Genomic DNA, 4,820 nt, shown 5'->3' with positions numbered 1-4,820 from the left:
TACTAATATCAACTTTAATGTTAGTGATTACTCCAATTGTAGGATTCGTATTGACGATTATCTCAAGCATAATTTCTATTATAAAAACGGTAGTCGGTGCAGTTACGTCGGTATTTAATACAGTGTTTTCAATTGTAAGTAATATATTTTCTAGTATTGGAGCATTCATTGCTAATACTATATCAACAGCTATTTCGGTCATCAGTACTATTACCGGTCATGTTTCATCTATATTCAATACAGTGTATCAGATTATTTCGGGTGTATTCGATAACGTTGCATCTAAAATTCAAACTGTAATGGCTGCAATACAAGGAGCATGGAGTGGTCTCACAGCCTTTACTGCAGGTGTATTTGATGGTGTTTATTCAGCTGTGCAAAGTCTTGTGTCACGAGTAACGAGTCTAGTTAACTCTGTTATAGGAGGAATTAACAGTGCTATTGGGATTATTAACAAGATTCCAGGAGTATCAATAGGATCTATTCCTTATCTGTATCGTGGAACAGATAACTGGAAGGGTGGCGCTGCTCGAATGAACGAAGGTGGACGTGGTGAGATAGTTATCTTACCTTCAGGATCGCAAGTGATTCCGCATGATGTATCCATGAAGTATGCGAAAGAGAGTGCGAGAAACATGATGCAGAATAGAGAAACTAGAGGAGACTTTGGAACTCAAGCAGTTCAACATGAATTAAAAGTAAGAGTAGTACCAGATGCAGACTGGATTCGTGGATATATTGATGAACAAAATGCGATTGAAGCAACATTACAATTCTAGGAGGTACTTAAATTGGATTTAGAAATTATTAAAGATAATAAAAGCTATCTACTGTCTGATTATGATATCCATGTACAAGATATCCGAGTATCTTCTATACCACTGATAACTAACAGACAAGAAATAGAAGGTTTCCCTGGAAGTTTAGATTACGGATCATACTACGGTGACAGACCTATCACCGTAGATTTTTATATTAAAGCGAGAGATGACCATGACTACCCACATTTACGAGATTTATTATTCGAGTTACTTGTAGACACAAATCCATACTATATCAGAGAGGTAAGAACTACTGGTGAGTATGAAGATGATAGTTACTGTAATCAGAAGAAAGTAGAATCTTATGTCAATGGAAAACAATATCATGTTGCAGTTAATAACACGATTGATTTAGATCAAGTTATGAAAGTAGGATTTGGAACAATAGAGTGTTTGACATCAGGTCTACCATTCGCTGAATCAATCTACACCACAAAAGAACTGAATGACAGTGGTTATGATGCGTTAGTAGAGAAATACGGACTGGTTGATAGCATCAACTCGGATAATACGAAGTATAAGTTTACTGAACGTAATTTTAGTATTTGGAACGCAGGGAACGTCACTGTAGAGCCAGAAACGATGTACTTGAAGATTACTGCTACTGGTACGAACGGTAAGCTAGAGATACGTAATAAGACTACAGGCGACACGTTTAAAGTCAATGCTAGTTTTGGTGGCACGTTAATAGTAGACGGAATGAATACTCAATTAAAAGGCGCTAACGTGTTTAGAGATACGAATAAACGATATATCCGTTTAGCGAGTGGTAAAAACGAGTTCGAAATCATTGGACAGTTTACCGATATAACAATAGATTTTAGATTTTATTATAAATAAAGGAAGTGGTAATGTGGCTAGAAAAGAAATAGGTAGTATTTTTGACAGAAATAATAGAAACGCTATGAATGATAACTTTGAATATTTATTTGAAGGCAGTAAAAGAATCAATGTATTAAGTGATAAGGCTGACAGTGTTTTAAACGAAGCTAAAAAAACAAATGACATGAACAAAAATGTGCAACAACAAATCAACACATTGATTGCCGAAAACGGGACAAGTGATGCAGAGGTTTTGCAAGCAAGGATTGATGCAGAAGGAAATGAGTATCCTGTTTTGAAAGATAGGTTAGATGAAAGTGATGCGCAGTTGGCGGATATAGGTCAACAGAAAGCCGATAAAACATATGTCGACACTAAGCTAAGTGATATTAGTGTGCTGCAAATCAATAAGAATAAAGGATTAATTGACCAAACTTTCTTGTCTGACGAACTTAAACAACAAATGGCAGGAACAACACCAATTAATGCTGTGCCAGGAAAAGGGAGTCTCACAAAGGATCGGTTTTCAAAAAATGCCATTTCGCAAGAGCAGACGAGTTTCTTATTAAAAGGCAAAAATCTATACAACAGAGACGATGTGTTCTTAGGCTATGCTTTAAGTACCAGTACAGGCGATTTGTTTTCATCTGCAAGCTATTTAGCGACTGATTTTATTGGGGTTAAAGCGAGTACAACTTATTATCGAAATCGTCCGAGTAACGTAGTATTTTATGACGCAGCATTTACCCGCATTTCAGGAATCACCGAAAATTCAGGCAGCTTCACCACTCCAGCAAATTGTGTATATATCCGGTTAAGTATGGGTGTAGGTTATCGTGGAACAATGCAAGTTGAAGAAGGGACACAAGCTACTGAAATTGAAAATTTCCACCTTCATTTTGAATCATTAAGATTAAAGGAAGGTAACTTTCAAAAAGGAATTGTTCCTGTAAATTCTTTAAAAGACATCGTATTAGGTAAAAACTTATTCAATAAAAATGATGTGACCGCTGGATCAGTTAGTATGTCAACCGGAATTGTTGATAGTGGATTACCGGGAGTTATAAGTAGTTTTATCGACATAGAGCCAAGTACAAATTATTCTAAGAACATCGCTACTAACTTTGCTTTTTATGATGCAAATAAAGTATTTATAGCTGGTCAATTCGACAGTACGATGAAGACATTTACTTCCCCGAGCAATGCAAAATATATTCGGATTAGCACGGTAAAAAAAAGTAATTTAGGTAAATTACAGCTGGAAAAAGGTAGCGTTGTCACCCCTTACGAACCTTATGGTTATAGGATTAACGGACTGCTTTATCAGTCCGATATTGAGAAATTAAAAAAATCTCAAAAGTATCCCGTTCCCTCCAAAGTAGAAGGCTTTACCCATTTACCCGGAGGCTTTACGCATGTATTTGGCGATATAGACAAAGACGGTAACATTTGGGCTGTTGCTTGGGAGAATCGCATTAGGAAATCCACTAATGGAATTGGCTTTAAAGATGTGTTAGATGCTAAATCCTTTTTGAATACGGGTGAAACAATCTCACTCTACGCTTTTATGGTTACAGACACAGGTCGAATTGTTTGTGGAACTAATCAAGGCAGGGTGTTAGTTAGTGATGAGGAACAAACGAAACTAACAGAAGCATTTAGATTTGAGAATGGATTTACTCAAAATTCGTGGGGTTATGATAAAAAAGGGCGCTATATCTTAATGGCGACATACTCACTAACTAAAAACGCTACAAGTCAAGGACGAGAATTATATTTATCAAAAGACTTCGGTGCAACTTGGAAAAGGATTTTTTATAAACCTATTGAGGATATGATTGATCACACTAATTATCATATCCACGATGTTGCGTACGACCAATATTCCGATTGTATTTTAGTATCAATCGGGGATGAAGCTAACAGGCAAATTCATTATTCTTACGATTACGGTGAAACGTGGAATAACATGTTTGATGAATCTGTTTACAATGCGAGTAATATGGCACCGATTCATCCAACGTCAATTGTTGTGTTTCCTGATGGGTACGCATTTGGTTCAGACGAACTGCCGGAAGGTATTTCGTGGTGGAATCGTCCAAAAGGTGTGTCAAAACCTCAAATCAAGTGGGAAGATTGCGAGTACAAAGTGACGTTCAATGAAGATAAAACTTTAATTGGTACATTTGCTCAAAAAGGAGATATGCTTCATACAGAAAGCGGTATTTACGGAATCATGCCATTTAGAAATCACAATACTACTACAGAAGGTCATGCCAGATTATTTGTAACGGGTGATGGCGGAAAGACTTGGCATGAAATCTTCAAAGATGCTGTATGGACTCCGTCGCAAAAGGGATTCTTCAATGCTCGTATGAGAAAAGAAGGAGATGGAATCTACATCTACTCTGCTTACTCTAAAGAGGGCAATGTTTTCTTATGGAGAGCCAAGCTTCCTAATTTTATTGAGAATTAACTCACTTTACAAAAATAGATGGCCGCCCCATAAAGAGTAGCCATCTATTTATATTTATTAAATTGTTTTGGTATTTCTGAAAGAAGGGTTGATCAAAATAATAACAACTAACGCCCAAAAGAACGGTGACATCCAAACAGTTGAAGAAATCATTAGTCTGGGCAATGAAAGGGAAAACAAGAGTACCGCTAATATTAATAAATTATTTTGTTCAGTAGTTAAAAATTTATAAACACAAATTAAACAAAAGATGAATAATACAGCTGTTATAAGCACCCCTTGATCGGTTAATGATTCTAAAAATAAGTTATGTGGATATTGTCCATTATGGAGGCTGGCGAAATGTCCAATCCCGTTCCCAAAGATAGGAGCTTTATTAAATAGGATCATGGCGCTCTCATAAAGAGATGTTCTCCCTGAACTAAAGTCTTCTAAAGTCAGAGAGCTTATGGATTTAGATAAAAAATTCACGGAAATATTATTTTCCGCTAAAAAATTGTACACGTAAATTAGTACAGTCTGTAGGTTTGCAAATAAATATACTCCCAAAAGAGTCATAACCCCGAAAGAAAAGAGGCGATAAGGAGTTCTTTTAATTTTCCTAATAAAAAACAAAGTAAACAAAAGTATTAAGGCTAATAAAGCGCCTCTGTTATAGCTTATAAAAATCATGAAGTACAGTTCTATTAGGACTGCGAAAA

At 36.1% G+C, this 4,820-nt stretch carries 4 protein-coding genes; 3 read left to right on the top strand and 1 reads right to left on the bottom strand.

Translation table 11 applies throughout. The features are described from left to right. Positions 1–242 precede the first annotated feature (242 nt). From TJ68_RS04990 to TJ68_RS04985, 3 genes are read left to right on the top strand one after another with little or no spacing between them, the layout of a single operon-like run. On the top strand, positions 243–779 hold the full coding sequence (locus tag TJ68_RS04990; protein ID WP_148449657.1) for a hypothetical protein: 537 nt from the start codon (positions 243–245) through the stop codon (positions 777–779). 12 nt (positions 780–791) lie between these two features. Next, positions 792–1,661: a phage tail domain-containing protein gene (locus TJ68_RS08155; RefSeq protein WP_052327317.1), complete on the top strand. Its 870-nt coding sequence runs from the start codon at positions 792–794 to the stop codon at positions 1,659–1,661. A gap of 13 nt (positions 1,662–1,674) precedes the next feature. Next, positions 1,675–4,119 (top strand): beta propeller repeat protein, encoded by a 2,445-nt coding sequence (locus TJ68_RS04985; RefSeq protein WP_040929064.1) that lies wholly within the window; start codon positions 1,675–1,677, stop codon positions 4,117–4,119. 57 nt (positions 4,120–4,176) lie between these two features. Here the strand turns inward: TJ68_RS04985 and TJ68_RS04980 are convergent. After that, a partial coding sequence (locus TJ68_RS04980; protein WP_040929063.1) for an O-antigen ligase family protein occupies positions 4,177–4,820 on the bottom strand: 644 nt, incomplete at its 5' end.

Source organism: Nosocomiicoccus massiliensis, from assembly GCF_000438455.1.
Lineage (GTDB): Bacteria > Bacillota > Bacilli > Staphylococcales > Salinicoccaceae > Nosocomiicoccus > Nosocomiicoccus massiliensis.
This window is presented reverse-complemented; position numbering and strand designations above follow the sequence as displayed.